The 14,935-nt window shown below is 52.4% G+C and carries 14 protein-coding genes and 2 pseudogenes; 6 read left to right on the top strand and 10 right to left on the bottom strand.

Annotated elements, in window-relative coordinates; translation table 11 throughout:
- Nucleotides 1–28: 28 nt before the first annotated feature.
- The 4 genes from IPI86_RS12535 to IPI86_RS12550 are packed head-to-tail and all read left to right on the top strand — an operon-like array spanning nt 29 to nt 3,575.
- Nucleotides 29–1,297, top strand: a complete 1,269-nt coding sequence (locus IPI86_RS12535; RefSeq protein ID WP_345298349.1) for a cysteine desulfurase-like protein — start codon at nt 29–31, stop codon at nt 1,295–1,297.
- Nucleotides 1,298–1,325: 28 nt separating this feature from the next.
- A complete protein-coding gene (locus IPI86_RS12540) occupies nt 1,326–2,336 on the top strand; it encodes an MraY family glycosyltransferase (RefSeq protein WP_345298350.1) in 1,011 nt (336 codons plus the stop codon).
- 53 nt (nt 2,337–2,389) lie between these two features.
- Nucleotides 2,390–3,289 carry an arginase family protein gene (locus IPI86_RS12545; RefSeq protein ID WP_345298351.1) on the top strand — a complete coding sequence of 300 codons (900 nt, stop codon included), beginning with the start codon at nt 2,390–2,392 and terminating at the stop codon, nt 3,287–3,289.
- A 1-nt stretch (nt 3,290) separates the two neighbouring features.
- Nucleotides 3,291–3,575, top strand: coding sequence for a GNAT family N-acetyltransferase (locus tag IPI86_RS12550; RefSeq protein WP_345298352.1), 285 nt, complete (start codon nt 3,291–3,293; stop codon nt 3,573–3,575).
- 43 nt (nt 3,576–3,618) lie between these two features.
- Here IPI86_RS12550 and IPI86_RS12555 read toward each other — a convergent pair whose 3' ends face one another.
- The 9 genes and pseudogenes from IPI86_RS12555 to IPI86_RS12595 form a co-directional block, all read right to left on the bottom strand.
- The gene (locus tag IPI86_RS12555; protein WP_345298353.1) at nt 3,619–4,098 is read right to left on the bottom strand and encodes a hydrogenase maturation protease; all 480 of its coding nucleotides are present in this window, start codon (nt 4,096–4,098) and stop codon (nt 3,619–3,621) included.
- A 43-nt stretch (nt 4,099–4,141) separates the two neighbouring features.
- Nucleotides 4,142–5,609: pseudogene (locus IPI86_RS12560) on the bottom strand (Ni/Fe hydrogenase subunit alpha).
- Between the two features lie 53 nt (nt 5,610–5,662).
- Complete coding sequence (locus IPI86_RS12565) at nt 5,663–5,914, bottom strand: hypothetical protein (RefSeq protein ID WP_345298354.1); 252 nt, start codon at nt 5,912–5,914, stop codon at nt 5,663–5,665.
- A 62-nt stretch (nt 5,915–5,976) separates the two neighbouring features.
- Nucleotides 5,977–6,555, bottom strand: a complete 579-nt coding sequence (locus IPI86_RS12570; RefSeq protein ID WP_345298355.1) for a hypothetical protein — start codon at nt 6,553–6,555, stop codon at nt 5,977–5,979.
- Nucleotides 6,497–6,970 (bottom strand): hypothetical protein, encoded by a 474-nt coding sequence (locus IPI86_RS12575; RefSeq protein ID WP_345298356.1) that lies wholly within the window; start codon nt 6,968–6,970, stop codon nt 6,497–6,499. The genes IPI86_RS12570 and IPI86_RS12575 overlap by 59 nt, the downstream gene beginning before the upstream one ends.
- The gene (locus IPI86_RS12580; RefSeq protein WP_345298357.1) at nt 6,967–7,461 is read right to left on the bottom strand and encodes a hydrogenase iron-sulfur subunit; all 495 of its coding nucleotides are present in this window, start codon (nt 7,459–7,461) and stop codon (nt 6,967–6,969) included. Before IPI86_RS12580 ends, IPI86_RS12575 begins: the two co-directional genes overlap by 4 nt.
- 12 nt (nt 7,462–7,473) lie before the next feature.
- A pseudogene (locus IPI86_RS12585) lies at nt 7,474–9,472 on the bottom strand (CoB--CoM heterodisulfide reductase iron-sulfur subunit A family protein).
- Nucleotides 9,469–10,467, bottom strand: coding sequence for a CoB--CoM heterodisulfide reductase iron-sulfur subunit B family protein (locus IPI86_RS12590; RefSeq protein WP_345298358.1), 999 nt, complete (start codon nt 10,465–10,467; stop codon nt 9,469–9,471). Before IPI86_RS12590 ends, IPI86_RS12585 begins: the two are co-directional and overlap by 4 nt.
- The gene (locus IPI86_RS12595; RefSeq protein ID WP_345298359.1) at nt 10,464–11,060 is read right to left on the bottom strand and encodes a 4Fe-4S dicluster domain-containing protein; all 597 of its coding nucleotides are present in this window, start codon (nt 11,058–11,060) and stop codon (nt 10,464–10,466) included. The genes IPI86_RS12590 and IPI86_RS12595 overlap by 4 nt, the downstream gene beginning before the upstream one ends.
- A gap of 184 nt (nt 11,061–11,244) precedes the next feature.
- Between IPI86_RS12595 and IPI86_RS12600 the strand changes: the two genes are divergently transcribed.
- A complete protein-coding gene (locus tag IPI86_RS12600; RefSeq protein WP_345298360.1) occupies nt 11,245–12,849 on the top strand; it encodes a fatty acid CoA ligase family protein in 1,605 nt (534 codons plus the stop codon).
- 17 nt (nt 12,850–12,866) lie between these two features.
- Here the strand turns inward: IPI86_RS12600 and IPI86_RS12605 are convergent, their stop codons facing one another.
- The gene (locus IPI86_RS12605; RefSeq protein ID WP_345298361.1) at nt 12,867–13,853 is read right to left on the bottom strand and encodes a LacI family DNA-binding transcriptional regulator; all 987 of its coding nucleotides are present in this window, start codon (nt 13,851–13,853) and stop codon (nt 12,867–12,869) included.
- A gap of 75 nt (nt 13,854–13,928) precedes the next feature.
- Here IPI86_RS12605 and IPI86_RS12610 point away from each other — a divergent pair, with 75 nt between their 5' ends.
- On the top strand, nt 13,929–14,933 hold the full coding sequence (locus IPI86_RS12610; RefSeq protein WP_345298362.1) for an NAD-dependent epimerase/dehydratase family protein: 1,005 nt from the start codon (nt 13,929–13,931) through the stop codon (nt 14,931–14,933).
- Nucleotides 14,934–14,935 lie beyond the last annotated feature (2 nt).

The raw sequence follows: 14,935 nt of genomic DNA on the forward strand, positions 1-14,935 counted from the left end.
GTCCCCACCTCTTTTTTGGAGTTCTCCCATGACAATTGATATCTCTTCCATCCGTAAACAATTCCCCGCGCTTGACCGCCCGGCGATATTTTTTGATAACCCCGGCGGAACCCAGATCGCGAAACCTTCCCTCGACCGCATCACCAGGTATTTAATAGAAAGCAATGCCAATCATGAAGGCGCCTTCGCCACGAGTATTGCCTCTGATGCCGTGCTCGACGAAGCCCATCGCGCCATGGCGGATTTTTATAACGCCTCTTCCCCCGAAGAAATCGTGTTCGGGAATAACATGACCACCCTCACCCTGCATATCAGCCGCTCGATCTCGCGCGATTGGAAGGAAGGCGAGGAGATCGCGGTCACCCGCCTCGACCACGATGCCAATGTCACACCTTGGGTTCTAGCGGCTCAAGATCGCGGCGTGAAGATCAATTGGGTGGATTTTGATGTGGAAGACGGCACATTGAATCTCGAACAAATGCAAAAGGTGCTGGACCGAAAACCGCGTCTGCTGGCGCTGGGATATGCTTCGAATTCTCTTGGCACGATCAACCCTGTTCAAAAGATCATCCAAATGGCGCACGACGCCGGTACACAGGTCTATGTGGATGCCGTTCAGTACGCGCCGCACGGTCCCATCGACGTGCAGAGACTCGATTGCGATTTCCTGGTCTCATCTGCCTATAAATTCTTCGGCCCGCATGCGGGAATCCTTTTCGGCAAACATGAATTGCTCGAAAAACTATTCGCCTATAAAGTGCGGCCCGCAACGAATAGCCTGCCCGGCAAACTTGAAACAGGCACACAAAACCACGAAGGTATTGCAGGCGTACTCGGTGCCATCGAGTATTTCGAATGGGTCGGGCGCGAATTCGGCAGTGAACACGCCGAAAGCTTTTCCGGCAGCGGATATTCAGGACGCACATTGACCCTGAAAAAAGCGATGACCGCCATCCGCGCTTATGAACATGAAATGAACCGCGCGCTTCTTTCCACGCTGGAAGCTGTTCCCGGTATAACGATCTTTGGCCTCACCGACAAACGCCGCCTCGACGAACGCGTGGCGACATTTTCATTCCGTTTAAAGAATATTCATCCACGCAAAGTGGCGGAACTGCTTGCCGAAAACGGAATTTACGTATGGGATGGAAATTACTACGCCATCAACGTAAGCGAACGGCTTGGCTTTGAGGGCAGCGGCGGCATGGTGCGGGTCGGCGCCGCCCATTACAACACATTGGATGAAATTGCACGCCTCGGGGAAGTGCTGACAAAGATTGCGGAAGAAGCCGCCTAAGAAGTGTGTTCCGCAAGCAAGGTGGCTGATGGTTTTTCAAATTGCTGTTTCGATAATTCTCACGGTTGTATTTTCCTTCGTTGTGGCTCCCGTGAGCATTTCACTCGCCTGGCGATTTCACCTGATCGACAAGCCCGGCAGTGAAGCCCGCAAGATACACAAGAATCCCATGCCAAGGGCGGGCGGCACGATCATTTTTCTGGCGATTCTTGCAGGCGGGGCGTTGAGTGGTGTTCTCACCACTCGTCCATTCACCTCCATCATCCTTGCCTCGCTAATCGTTTTTGCATTCGGCGTCTGGGATGACATCCATAACATCCGCGCCATCTGGAAATTGCTTGGGCAAATCATAGCCACGCTGATATTGATCTGGCAGGGCGTTGTCGTGCTTTTCCCCGGAAACCCTGTTTTGAATATTGCCATCACGATCTTCTGGGTGATCGGCATTACCAACGCCATTAATCTCGTCGATAGCATGGACGGACTCGCCGTGGGGCTGGCAGGGATCACGGTCAGCTTTTTGACGATCGGGGCGCTCTACGCCGGACAGAACGCCCTGGCTTTATTCGGCGCGATCATTTTGGGCGCGTGTATCAGCGTCTTCTATTTAAACTTTTCGCTCTCGCGTCTGTTCCTGGGAGACTCGGGCACGCAGTTGCTGGGCTTTACCCTTGCAGCCCTTGCGATTGTCTACACTCCGCCGCACCTGCCCCAGGCTTCCTCATGGTTTGTTCCTATTTTGCTTTTTAGCGTTCCTATTTTTGACACTACGCTGGTAACCTTTTCACGCATGCGCAGAAAATTGCCTGTGTACATGGGCAACCGCGATCATACCTATCACCGCCTTGTCGACCTGGGTGCAACCCCGCATCGCGCTGTTTTGTTAATTCACCTGGTCGCCATCCTGCTGGATTGCCTCGCATTCTTTGCACTGTCTCTTTCGCCGTTGTGGGCAAACATCACCTTTGGAATAATTCTATTATCTGGATTGCTTGCGATCATCTGGCTTGAATCAAAACAACAAATGGAATCCCAGTAGGTCGGGTTGCAAGCCCGATACTTTTTGTTGAAATTATAAAAAGGAGAGTGAACATGACAGTTGAAGGAACTCATGGCTTGTGGGGCGATCTGCATCGCCCTGACTTTGATCCCAGGCAGGCCGACTTTAGCGTGGTAGGCATTCCCTTTGATGGCCTTGCCAGTGCGCGCAAAGGTGCGGCGCTGGCCCCCGAACGCCTGCGATACTGGTCACGGCATTTGACTCCCTTTAGCGAAGACCGCACTCGTCTGAAGGATATGACCATCTGTGACCTTGGCGATATTCCGATCACAAACCCTGCAATTGACTTCAACATGGTTCGTCAATGTGTGGCGACCCTGCCCAATATGCCGATCCTGCTTGGCGGCGACCATTCCGTCACCATTCCCATCTTTCAAGGTCAACGCGAACGTTACAAAGACAGGCGTCTCGGCGTGCTCTGGGTGGACGCCCACCCTGACCTGTGCGACACCTTCGATGGTTCGAAACTGTCCCATGCCTGTGTGCTGCGGCGCGGCATCGAATTTGGGATCGAGCCTCACGATATTTGCATGGTCGGCCTGCGCTCATGGGAGGAACAGGAGATCGACATTGTCGAAGGCGGGGGAGTCCATGTATACACTGCCGCCGATGTCGCTGACCGCGGCATCCGAAAAGTAGCCGATAGTGTCCGTAACATTCTCAATGACTGTGATGCCATCCACATCTCGCTGGATATAGATTGTCTTGACCCATCCGCTGCGCCCGGTACGGGTATTCCTGAATTTGGCGGACTGACCTCGCGTGATGTCCTCACTTTATTTAAATCCATGCAGGGACTTCCCTTGGTTGGGCTGGATGTGGTTGAAATTGCGCCTCCGCTTGATTCCTCCGAATCAACCGTATTCGCAGGCCTGAAGATCATCATGGAATATATCGCCGTCATCGCGCGTGAAAAACAAAAGGGAATGTAAAGTGCAAACCAGTGAACTTCATGTAATTCATAACGCAGAGAAGAAACGATTTGAAATCCAAGTCGATTCTTATACCGCCGTGCTGGCATATTTGCTGAATGGAAACATCATCGTTTTTACGCATACCGGCGTGCCGCCCGAATTGGAAGGGCGCGGCATTGGAAGCCTGCTGGTGAAAACAGGCATGCAATATGCGAAAGAACATAATCTGAAAGTGAATTCACTCTGTTGGTTCGTAAGTGGATATATCGAACGCCACCCTGAGTTTCAAGATCTATTAGCCTAAGTTGCATAAAAGAAGAAGCCATCTTGAAAGATGGCTTCTTCTTTTATGATTCCACCAATGTCTTTTGCTTGATCAATTCCAATACAAACTTCGCCGCAAGCGGGACAGATTCTTTCACGGGTGGCGACAGCTTTTCGCTGAAATGATATACCCGTTTTGTCGCAATACCTACCACTGTTATTTCATCTGGCAGCGGCGCTCCCATTGATTTTCCCAACTCGATCGCATTTTGCAGCGATGTATCATGCGCGCTCGTTGTATGATACGCCGAATAATTTGGCAGGTCATCCAGTTTCAAGATCAAGATTGAGCCGACTGGTTCATCCAGTGCGAACGCATCGACCAGGATCGCTTTGGGGTAGCCGATCAAGTGCTCCATTAAACTGATTCCGCCCAGCGAAAGACATTCCACATCCACATGTGAATCAGTGGACAACTGTTTTTTTACTTCTTCAGCGACCTTCCAGCCAACACCATCGTCGCCGAGAATTGGATTACCAAGACCAACCACCAAAGTTTTCATTGGATAAAATTCCGCTTCTTTCTTAACCGTTGCCTGATTCTGCTCAACAAAATTGACTCAACACCCGAACAGGATTCCCATCCACATCCCGAACCGTGATCTCCAAAGGCATCTGCCCCGGCAACGAATGGGTCGCACACCCAAAGCACGGATCGTAGGCACGGAAAGCCATCTCCACCATGTTGAGCAAACCTTCATTCACCACACCGTCCTTTGATAAGACTCGTCGCTGCTTTGTGCGTGGACATCTGAATTGGCGCATAGTTGTTGGTCGTGCCAACGATGAGATTCACCTTGGTCACGAGTCCCCGCTCATCGGTCCAATAATGATGCGTGAGCGTACCGCGCGGCGCTTCAACAATGCCGATCCCCTCCGTTGGAATTTGAGTCGGCTTCGTATGAATATCCGCAGAAGTGATCTCGGGGTCAGTCACCAACTCCACCCAGCGTTCGGCGGCGTACAACAACTCAACCAATCGCGCCCAATGTGTAGCAAGCCGTTGATGCACAGGCTTGCCGCCAAGCGTGGCATAAAATCGTTCGTACTCCTCCTGCGCGCGCGGCGTTGCCATGCCATCGGATGCGTTCAGGCGCGAAAGCGGAGTTGCCATATATACGCCCGAATCGATGCCATCTACAAATCCTTTCCAGCCAACCTTTTTCAGATATGGGAATTTGAGATACGTCCACGGTTCCACATGCTCGGCGATATGCTCGGCATAATCCTTCGGCGCGTATTTGACGAACTCCTTTCCATTCGGGTCCACCACGCGGACGTTGCCATCATAAAAGTTGATCTTGTTGTTCTCATCCACCATGCCCATGTAATAGGTGTGATGGGTGTACACATCACCGAGGATCAGGTCAACATAGGCTTTGTTGCCAAGCACAATATCATTGAAAATCTTGAGGCTGAATTGTGCGAAGTCAATTGCCCAGCGTCCCATCTCTTCGATCTCTTTGCGCTGTTCTTCGGTGATGCCCTTGGTCATGCCGCCAGGGATGGACGTACACGGATGCACCTTGCGCCCGCCGATCATCTCCACCACGGTATGCCCATACTTGCGCATCTGGATCACCTTGCCGCCGATCTCCAACCCCACTTTGTGAATCACGCCAAGGATATTTCTTTCGGCAACAGGCGCGTCAGGTCCCATCACAAAATCGGGTCCGCCGAGCGCATAGAAGTGAGTCGTATGGTCTGTGCAATAAAATGCCGAGTACAGCAGCTCACGCAAGAGTTTCGCCGTGCGCGGCGGGTCCACTTGATAGACCATGTCCCCCGCCTTGGATGCCGCCATATTATGCGCCTCGGGGCAGACCCCGCAAATGCGATTCGTGATCAGCGGCATTTCCTCAATGGGACGTCCGACACAGAACCGTTCAAAGCCGCGCAACTCGGGAATCTGAAAATAGGAATTGGCGACATTCCCTTTGTCATCGAGAAATATCTCGATCTTGCCGTGTCCTTCGAGACGGGTGATGGGGTCAATGGTGATGCGTTGGGTCATAAGAACTCCATTTCGTGATTGGTAAAAAGTAATTGCCAATTACGACTTGCCAATTACTTTTCCAATGAAGAAGCGTCTTCGTGCAAATCGTTGATAAAGTGCGCGCGTGCCTGTACCTCTTCCATTTTGAGCGAAGCATATTGCGTGGCTTCCTTCATTAGTTTTTCAACAAGATCCGCTGGTAGTTTTTTGAGGTCTTCATGCGAATAACCCTTCTCTTTGAGATATTCTTTAATAAGAGCATTCTCCAACAACGCGTTAGGGTCTTCCATGAGTTCAGCTTGTTCAGAAGGTTTTGCATTCATGTCGTTCTCCTTTTGGAAAGTATCAAAGATAAACGAGACTTGCTTCTTACATCTTTCTTCTTTTATCCTTTCACTTTCCACACTTCCCTATTTGCCTTAAGCAGCGACCCCGCCAAATTAAACCGATACACCTGCCCCGTTGGGTCAGGGATGCCATCCAGAATATGGTCGATCTCTTCGGGTGTGTTCGCGTCAATGACGGATGAAAACGCGGTGATGAGACGCGCGCCATAATCCATCACACCCTCGGCGGGACCGTAACAGCCAATACACTGCGCCCCTGCCTGCGGACAGCGTGCATTGCATCCGCTGCGTGTGGCGGGCCCGTTGCATGGAATCCCCTGTTCGAGCAGGCACAACGTCGGGTCAACGGGAGCGACATCCTGAATGCGTTTGAATTCCTTGATGAATTTCACATTCCTCGCCCGCGGACATTCATCGCACACGGTTGAATCTCCACAGCCAATGACCGATCCTTTCGGCGGCAGTTCCGCTTCTCCCTTCACAACTTTGATCACCAGATCGATCACCGCCGCAATCTGGTGACTCTCAGGCGGGCAGCCTGGCATGAAGTAATCCACATCAACAACCTGTTCGAGCGGACGAACCACCCTGTGAAAGGGTTGGGATGTGCAATTCACCTTCGGGCACGTCATAACTTGTGCGCGGATAAATTTCATTCGGGTTATCGGTCGTGATGGTGTTGAACGCCGTGTGGACAATATCTCCCACAGGGCTGAGATTCGCCAGCCCAGGGATACATCCCTCACAAGCGCATGACCCGAACGCAACGAGTATCTTTGATTTCTGCCTGAGCAATTTGGCGATATGCTCATTCTCATCGTTGCGGATTCCGCCATTGAAGAGGGTCAGCAGGATCGAACCGTCTTCCATCGCTTCCACATCTTTATATTTCGCGTCCATCGCCACAGGCCAGAAGACGACATCAAAGTTCGCATCCACATCCAGAATCTTTTCGTGGGTATTCAGCACGGCAATTTCACATCCACCGCAGGAGGCAGCCCAGTACATGGCGAATTTGGGTTTTGTGGTCATGCTGACACCTCCTTTTCAAATGATGAATGCGGATTGATGAATGATGAATTTTCAGATTCATCATTCTGCATTTTGCATTCTGCATTTAAGTTCAATGGCCCCAACTTCCGCACCTCTTCCACAAATGCAGTTGTCTCTGCCGCGAACTTCGCCCCTTCTGCCGCGCTGGCCCAAACGAGTTTTACGCGCTCGGGTTCAATGCCCAAGCCCACGAGCACACGCTTGAGCAAAAGATAACGGCGCAAGGCCTTGTAATTCTGTTCAATGTAATGACATTCGCCAGGGTGGCAGCCAGTGATCATCACGCCGTCTGCTCCGTCTGAAAGAGCACGCAGCACAAAGGTAGGGTCGAGGCGGCCTGAACACATCAAGCGGATGAGTCTCACGTTCGGCGCATACTTCATGCGCGCCGTCCCTGCCAAGTCCGATGCGCGATAACTGCACCAGTTGCAGGTGAAGCCGATGATGGTGGGTTCAAATTGATCGGTCATAGAATCAACTCCTCACGCCACAATGGGTTCGAGATTGCGCATCATCAACCCATCGATCTGCGCGATGATCTGCTCATTGCTAAAGCCCGTGCCGCTGATCGCACCCGCGGGACAAGCCGCCACGCACGTTCCGCAGCCCTGACACAACGCGGGATTGATCGAGGTCACTTTGTCATCTTCGATAAATGTGATGGCATTGAACGGACATAATCCATTGCAAATTTTGCAGCCTGAACACAGCGCTTGATTCACACTGGCTTTGATCGGTTCCAGCGCAACTTCCTTTTGCAGGATCTTATCGAGCACACGCGCCGAAGCCGCCGCACCCTGCGCCACACTGGACGGAATATCCTTCGGGCCCTTGCGCACAGCCCACGATGTAAATGCCTTCGGTCATCGTGGCAACGGGATCAAGCTTGGGATGTTTCTCGGTGAACCAGCCATCCATTGAACAGGAGATGCCGAACATCTTGCCAACTTCTTTCGCATCTGCACGCGGCTGCAATCCGCTGGAAAGGATGACCATATCCACGGGGATGCGGCGCTGCTTGCCCGCCAATGTATCTTCCACTTGAATAACGAGCTTGCCTTTCTCTCTTTCATTGCGCGCCGCGTTCGTCACCTCAGCCACTTTGCCGCGCACGAAGAGAGTCCCTTCTTCCAGCACACGTTGATAGAACTCATCGTAGGCTTTGTACGCCGTGCGCATGTCAATATAAAAGTTATAGACCGTTGCGCCCGTGCGTTCGTGAACGAGGTGCGCGAATTTCAATCCCTGCATGCAGCAGATCACCGAGCAGTAATTGTTGAAATTCTTATCACGCGACCCCACGCAATGGATAATGCCCACGCTCTTCGGCGTGGTCTTTCCATCACGCAAAACGATATTGCCCGAAGTCGGCCCCGCCGCATTGGACAAACGCTCGAACTCCAAACTCGTGAACACATTCGGCAAACGTCCATAACCGTAATTGCTCACACGCCGCGCATCGAACAGGTCATAGCCAGTGGCAAGCACAATGTTGCCCACATCAATATGCAGCATTTCATCCTGCTGGTTGAAATCAATCGCGCCCGTCGGACAGAACTTCTCGCAAGCCTTGCATGTCCCTTTGATGAAGTACGTGCAATTCTCCTTGTCCATCACGGGGAAGTTCGGCACGGCTTGCGCGAACGGCGTGTACACCGCCTTGCGATATCCAAGCCCCGCTTCGTACACATCATCGATCACTTTCTTCGGGCACTTCTCCTGACAAATCCCGCAGCCCGTGCAAAGTTCTTCGTTGACGAAACGCGCCTTCTTCTTGATCGTCACATGGAAGTTGCCCACATAGCCCGCAACATTCGTCACCTCGCTCCACGTCAGCAAGGTGATGTTCGGGTGCGTCCCCGCCTCCACCATGCGCGGTGTGAGAATGCACGCGGAGCAATCCAGCGTCGGGAAAGTTTTATCGAACTGCGCCATGTGTCCGCCAATGGACGGTTCACGTTCCACGAGATACACATGGAATCCCGCATTCGCAATTTCAAGCGCCGATTGGATTCCCGCAATGCCGCCGCCCACCACCAACGTATTTGGATTGATCGGAACTTTGATCTCCTCCAGCGCAGCATTTTCGATCACTCTCGAAACCGCGCCTGATACAACAGCCTTGGCTTTTGCCGTCGCTACAGCTTTATCTGAATGCACCCACGAGACCTGCTCGCGGATCGAAGCCAGCTCCACCAAATACGGATTCAATCCCGCGTTCTTCGCCGCCGTGCGGAACGTCTTTTCATGCAAGTGCGGTGAACAAGCCGCCACGACCACACGCGTCAATCCCAATTCTTTGATATCTTTTTCGATCAACTCCTGCCCGAGGCTGGAGCACATGAATTTATATTCACGCGCAATGATCACACCCTGCCGCCCAAGCTTTTCAGCAGCCCAATTTGCGACATCAACCACATCCACAGTGCCTGCGATATTCGAACCGCAGTGACAGACATAGACTCCGACTCGCTCTGTCATTTCACCGCCTCCTTCTTCCCCTCATGCTTGGTCCAGCGACGCGGCATGGGCAGCCCCTCATCCTTCTTTCTCGGCGCGGCGGGTTCCTGCGTCACAGGCACTTCCACGCCAATGTGCGCGAGTGCGTTGCGCGAGCTGACCAACTCCACGCCAATGCCCACTTCGCCAGGTTCTTTGCCGAAAGCCAACCCCATCAACTGCGTGAAGAACAGGATCGGCATGTGAAAGTCCGTGCCGAAGAAATGATTCATCTCATTTTGATAGGCATCGATATTCATCTGGCACATCGGGCAGACCGTCACCATCATCTGCGCGCCGCGTTCGTCCGCATCAGACACAAGTCTGTGGATGAGTTCAAAAGCAGTTTCAGGCCCGATCTGAGTCATGTGCCCGCCGCAGCAACTGGTCGTGAGCGGATAATCGATCACGTCCGCGCCCAGCGCACGCAGCAAGTCATCCAACTCCGTGGGATGTTCATGGTCTGACCAGCGGTGTTGATAATCAGGCCGCGGCAACATGCAGCCCATGTACGGCACGACCTTGAGTCCGCTCAACGGGTGGGTCACTGCCTTTCGGATGGCATCCAGCCCCACGTCGTAGACAAGAACGTCGATCAGGTGACGCACATCCAGCGTGCCCGCTTTGTATTCCAATCCACCAGCCGCAAGCGCCTCATTTACTTTCGCGCCCAAGGTCGGGCGTTCCTGCATGTAGTAATCCGCTTTGGCAAGGTTGAGATAACAAGCCGAACACGGCGCAACAACGGTGCGCGTGCCACTATCCATTTGCTTTGAAGCCAATGCAAGATTTCGCGCGATCAACGAATACGCAGGAATCAAGTTAATGCCGAGATACTCCGTCGCGCCGCAGCAGTTCCAATCCTCGATCTCTTCCAAATGCAGATCAAGCGGCTCGACGATGGAATTGAGCGACTCCATATACGCCTTCGCGCTGGAGTCCATCGAACAACCTGGGTACAAAAGATACTTGTTCATGAGGTCAACTCCAATTCCTTGGCGCGGTCCAATATCTTCGTCAATTGATCCATGTGTTTGATTTTTTTCGGCACGATCGCCATGCGCCCCTTCGAGATCATGCCCAAGCCCATCGGCATCATGCCTGGCAGGCGCAGCGGAAAATGCCGCAGGTAATGGCGTGTTGCCAGCCCAAGCTCATAGCCGCGGCCAAAGGTTTCCACCATGCCCACAAAGGTCTGCGAAAAATGCGGCGCGGTTGAGTCGGTGTACAACTTCGCGCTAATCGCCATCCCCTTGAGCGTGTACATCACATCCGCGATATGCACCTCCTGCGGACACCGCACCACGCAGTGATAGCACGACACACACAACCACGGCGTATTGCTGCGCAGCACTTCCTCGCGCATCCCCGCCCGCAGCATCGCGAACAACATGCGCGGCGTATGGTCCATATCCGCCGCCACAGGGCAGGAACCGCCGCAGGTCCCGCATTGGATGCACATCTCCAAATGCGAAACGCCCGCAGTTTTCATACTCACTTCATTCAAAAGAGAGAGGTCTTCTTCGCGCGTCATTCCCGCGCGCACTCGTTCATCTGTCATCTGGGGCATAATGCCTCCGTGCTACAACCAAACCACACCAGTTGCTGCTCGGCCTGACCGAAGTCATCCATTCGCAGTAATAATGTATGGACATCCCCCAATTTCATCATAGTGTGGCGTGTAGTAAATAATAGTAACGAAGATAATCGTACAATCCTGACAAACATCCCTGACAAGCGATACAATCCCAACCATGAACATTTACGATCTTTTCGAAAGCAATGCGCGAAATTTTCCCAACAAACCCGCATTTATCTACTTCGATAAAAACGATTGGAGGACTCTCACTTATGGGAATATTCTTGACCAAACTCAGCGCTTCATTTCTGGACTTGGGTCTGGTCCGCTCATCCCAGGCATGACCGCCGCCTTATTAACTCCTCCCAGCGCGGACTTCTTCCCATTCGCCCTTGCTTTGCTCAAACTCGGCATTGTCCCCATCTTGGTTGAGCCTGCTCTGGGAATCAAAAAGATTCGCGAAGTCTACGACGAATCCCAGCCCGATATTTTTGTCGGCAACAGTCTGACTCACATGTTGCGTATTTTGTTCGGGTGGGGAAGAGACTCAGTGAAATACAATTTGAGCATCGTAAAAATAAAAAGTGGAAAGTGGAAAGCGCCGCCATTATTCACTTCCCAATTTCCACTTTCCAGCGCTTTTCCCGCCGCTATTATCTATACCTCAGGCTCCACAGGTCTGCCCAAAGGCGCCATCTACACCCAATCCAACCTCGCCGCCCAACTCGACCTATTGAAGAACACCTTCCAGATCACCTCCGATGAAGTTGACCTGCCCGCCTTCCCTCTCTACGCGTTGATTGACCTCCTGCTCGGCGTCACCTCTGTGATTCCAGACATCACCTTCCCCGTCCCCGGCAAAACCAATCCTGAAAAGGTGATTCGGGCGATTCAGAAATTCAACGTCACCAACATGTTCGCCTCGCCCGTAGTGCTCGACCTTCTTTCTTCTTTTGCAGAAAATAACAATTCTTCATCTCACCCCATCCTTCTTTCCTCCCTCAAACGCATCATCACCGCAGGCGCACCAGCGACGATAGACCTACAAAAACGCTTCCGTCACCTGCTCGACGACCACACCTCCCTCTACGGCATCTACGGCGCGACAGAGTCGCTGCCGATTGCCAAAGTAGAAAGCCGCGAAATTTTCTCGTTGAAGGAAAAAACCGAACACGGCGCAGGCATTTGCCTTGGCACTCCCATCGAAGGCGTGACGGTGCGGATTATTCCCATCACGGACGAGCCGATCGAAGAATGGCAGGATTCGCTTATCGTGAAGCCAAATGCTGTTGGGGAAATAACAGTTCAAAGCGAAGCCACGACGCGGGGTTACATCCACAGACCCGATGCGGATCGAATATCGAAGATCAACTATCGCGGAGAAATCATTCACCGCATGGGCGACGTAGGCTATTTCGATGATGAAGGCAGGCTGTGGTATTGCGGGCGGAAATCTCACCGTGTGCAGACAAAGGATGATGTTTTATTCACCGAGCAAATTGAAAATATTTTCAACGCGCATCCGCAGGTTTTCAGAACCGCACTCGTCGGCGTGGAGGGGGAACCTGTATTGTGGGTTGAATTGGAAAAGGGAGCGAAAACAGGCAAAGAGAAGATCATCGCCGAACTCAAAACCCTTGCCGCCACTCACCCCCAAGCCTCGCGGATTCAAAACTTCCTCTTTATAAAAAAATTTCCCACGGATGTCCGTCACAACTCGAAGATCATCCGTGAGAAATTGACTATCCTTGCTTCTCGTTACATATCACGCATTACGTAATACGTATTTCGTAAACATTACTTTCCCTTGCTCGACCCTCTTGCGATCAGCGAACCTTTCAGTATCACTGTCTTCGGTGAGCGGCTTGGTTCTTGAATGCGCTGGAAGAGCAGTTCCGTTGCTGTGCGACCGATCTCTTCAGTGGGCTGTTCGATAACCGTGACGGGTGGATCGACCAGTGCCCCCCAGGTGCTGTCATCGAAGCCGACGATCGCCACATCCGTAGAGACTTTCAACTTGCTGTCGCGCACGGCTTTGTACGCGCCTGCCGTGAGCAGACTGTTGCTGGTGAAAATGGCATCGGGGCGGTTGGGCTGACTGAGCAATGCCATACTGGTTTCATATCCCTGCTGAATACGCGGAGAAATGAAATGCGCCGCGGCAGGATTCAAATGATGATCTTTGAGTGCCTTGTGAAATCCGCGGCTGCGTTCCTGACCCGTGGTACTGGCGTCACCGAACAAGCCCGCCAGATTTTTATACCCATTGCTGATTAGATGCTCGGTCAGTTCGTATGCCGCAGCGACATTATCCAGCAAGACCATGTCCACATCGTTTGACTCGATCGCGCGGTCTATGATCACAAAAGGCATCTTCTGGTTATAGGTCTGTGAGTGGATGTCGAATTGGTGGGTGGGGGAAAAGATGACGCCCGCTACATTTTCATCGTATAAAAGATTCAAATACAGTTCTTCTTTATCGGGGTCTTCATCGGTATTGCACATCAGCACGGAATAGCCCTGTTGATAAGCTGCATCTTCCACGGCGCGACCGATGGCAGTGAAGAACGGGTTGCGAATGTCCGAAACGACCAGGCCGATCTTGGCGCTTTTTTGCACACGTAAACTGCGGGCGATCAAATTCGGGCGGTAGTTCAAATCTGCCACGGCTTTGAGCACACGGTCCCGTGTTTCAGGTTTGATGGGGGCGTTCTTGGCTAACACACGTGAAACGGTGGCAGTGGATACCCCCGCGGCTTTGGCGACGTCTTTGATACTTGCCATGCGAAGATTATATCATTGCGGTTAATGATCGATTTTGAAAAGTCAGTGCTGTAATTTTGCGGATACAATCGGCTTATGAAAACTTTGGTAACCGGTGCAACAGGTTTTCTCGGCGGCGCGCTGGCCCGCAGACTTCACAACATGGGCTGGGATGTGACCGCGCTTGGGCGTAACGCTTTGAAACTGGAACAACTTGAAAGCGAAGGTATTCGCACGTATCAAATTGATCTGACGGATAAAACCGCGCTGGCGGACGCCTGTAAGGATCAGGAGATCGTGTTTCATTGCGCGGCGTTTCCGTCGCCGTGGGGGAGTTTCGAAAAATTCTATCAAGCCAATGTCATTGGCACACGCAATGTCATTCACGGATGCGAGGAACATAAGGTCAAACGACTTGTGTATGTTTCCACGCCCAGCCTTTATTTCGATTACACATCCCGCACGGATGTCAAAGAAACGGACGCGCTGCCTGAACCCATCAGTAATTATTCGGCGACAAAGATCCTGGCCGAGCAGGAATTGGACGAAGCCTTTGCACGCGGACTCGCAACAATTGCGATCCGTCCGCGTGCGATCTTTGGGCCCGGGGATACGGTGATCTTTCCGCGCTTGATCCCGCGCCTGCAATCGGGCAGGCTGCCCATTTTGGGTGACGGCGAAAACATCGTTGACCTCACATACATTGATAATGTCGTGGATGCGCTGCTGTTATGCGCCGAGTCGCCTGCAAATACACTCGGCAAAAAGTACAACATCTCGAACGGCGAGCCCATTAAGATATGGAAGTTGATCGAACGGCTTTGCGACGAACTGCAATTGCCGCATCCCACACGGAGAATTTCGCGGCAGACGGCACATGTGGCGGCGAGTGTGCTTGAGGCGGTTTACACGATGCTCCCCACGCACCCCGAGCCGCCGCTTACACGGGTTTCGGTCAGTATGATGGCGAACAACACTACGCTGGATATTTCCGCTGCGAGAAATGAACTTGGATATCGGCCAAAGGTTTCAGTGGAAGAAGGCGTGCAAAGATTCTTGAAATGGTGGAAGGAGACCAACCCGTCATTGCAAGGGCGATAGCC

Origin of the sequence: Candidatus Villigracilis affinis, from assembly GCF_016705895.1 — a bacterium.
Lineage (GTDB): Bacteria > Chloroflexota > Anaerolineae > Anaerolineales > Villigracilaceae > Villigracilis > Villigracilis affinis.